The 1,886-nt window shown below is 60.1% G+C and carries 1 protein-coding gene; it reads right to left on the reverse strand.

What is annotated here, in order from left to right; genetic code table 11:
• Nucleotides 1-51 precede the first annotated feature (51 nt).
• Nucleotides 52-1,875 (reverse strand): BCCT family transporter, encoded by a 1,824-nt coding sequence (locus J7394_RS22730; RefSeq protein ID WP_209256236.1) that lies wholly within the window; start codon nucleotides 1,873-1,875, stop codon nucleotides 52-54.
• Nucleotides 1,876-1,886 lie beyond the last annotated feature (11 nt).

Consider the following 1,886-nt stretch of genomic DNA (forward strand, 5'->3'; position numbering starts at 1 on the left):
AAAGCGCCGCCCTTTTTGGGCGGCGCTTGGATTGTTTGGGATTAGGTGTGTTTATTCCGCAGCCTGCGTTGTGGCGGCGTGTTTGTCACGTTGGCCATCGCGGAACAGCGCCTTGGCGAGGGAGACCATCATCAGGCCCATCACCATGGTAAACGGCAGTGCGCCGATGATCATCGCGTTGCGCAGAGCGTCCAGCGGGTTGTTGTCACCCGCCGCAAGGATCAGCGCGCCGATCACAGCTGTCAGGATCAGACCCCAGATGATGCGGTGCTTGATGCCTGTCTCCTGGCTGCCGCCCGACATGATCGTGTTCATCACCAGGATGCCCGAATCCGCCGAGGTCACCAGGAAGGTCATGATCAGCACAACGCACATCACGTTCAGCATCGACAGCAGACCACCGTCGATCATGTAGGACAGCGTCACGAACAGCTTGTTGGTGTTCGATGCCCCGATGATCGCGCCTCCGGCTTCACCGGCCAGTTCCAGATCGATCGCGGTGCCACCCAGAACCGTCATCCAGGCAAAACAGACCAGCGCCGGTGCGAAGACGCAGCCCAGGATGAACTCACGCACGGTGCGACCCTTCGAGATGCGCGCCAGGAACAGGCCCACAAAGGGCGAGAACGCAATCCACCAGGCCCAGTAGAACGTGGTCCAGCCTGCCTGCCAGCCAAACTGACGACCCTGCTCACCGGCGGCATAGGCTGCGGCCAGAGTGGCCTCATCCAGTTCCGCTGCTGCGCCTTCCAGACCGCTCTTGAAGCCGTCATAGCTGCCCCAGGCATTGGTTGCGCCACCCATCAGGGCATCCGCGTGCGCCTGAGCTTCGGCCGGCAGAGCCGCCGCAAATGCCTCGGCCGAGAGCGGACCATAGGCGCCAAAGCTCAGCGACAGGAAGTGCAGGATGTAATCCACCATCGCGGTGCCATAGGTGGTCATGGCAAAGACGAACGAGCCGAAGACGACAAATGTGCCCAGCAGGATGATCGACAGAACCAGGTTCAGGTTCGACAGGTACTTCACGCCCCGGCCAACACCTGAAACAGCCGAGATGATCGACAGGCCCATGATCACCAGCAGACCTGCAATCAGGCCAACCTTCGACGGGGTCGGCACTTCGCCGCCCAGATCCATGACCCACTCCATGCCGGTGATCGCATAGACACCGTCAATGAACTGGCTGATGCCATAGCCGATGGTGACCGACACACCCAGGATCGTGGCCACAACGCCCAGCACGTCGACCACATGGCCCAGGAAGCCGTTCAAAAGCTTGCCGAACAGCGGCGTCAGCGCGGCGCGGATGGTCAGCGGCATGTTGCGCGTATAGGCGTAATAGGCCAGCGACAGGCCGGTCACCACGTAGATTGCCCAGGCATGGAAGCCGTAGTGCAGATAGGTGTAGCGATAGGCCGACTGGACCGCCTCGGGCTCATTGCCCGGCACGTCGCCCGCGACAACCACGGGGTTCGAACCCCATAGGCCCAGAGGCTCGGCAGTGGCGAACACCATCAGGCCCACACCCAGACCGGCGCCGAACATCATCGAAAACCACGAGAAGTTCGAGAACTCGGGCTTTTCCCCGGGCGTGCCCATCACGCGCTTACCCGTGGCCGGGATCAGCGCGACGATGGCCAAAAAGAAGAAAAACAGCCCTACGATGATCACGTAGAAGCTGTTGAAAACCTCCAGAAGCTGAGAGTTCCAGCTGCCCAGAGTGCTATTCGCGTTCGCCGGAAAGATCAGCGCCCAAAGCACAAGGGCGACCATGACACCCTTACTGATCAGCGCAATCGGAACGCTGTTATTCTCATAAAAACCGCTATCCGCGGTCTTAATGTCCAAATCCGTAAACGGTTCTTTAATCGACATCAATTTCCTCC

Source organism: Ruegeria sp. R13_0 (assembly GCF_017743995.1).
In the GTDB taxonomy this organism is placed as follows: domain Bacteria; phylum Pseudomonadota; class Alphaproteobacteria; order Rhodobacterales; family Rhodobacteraceae; genus Ruegeria.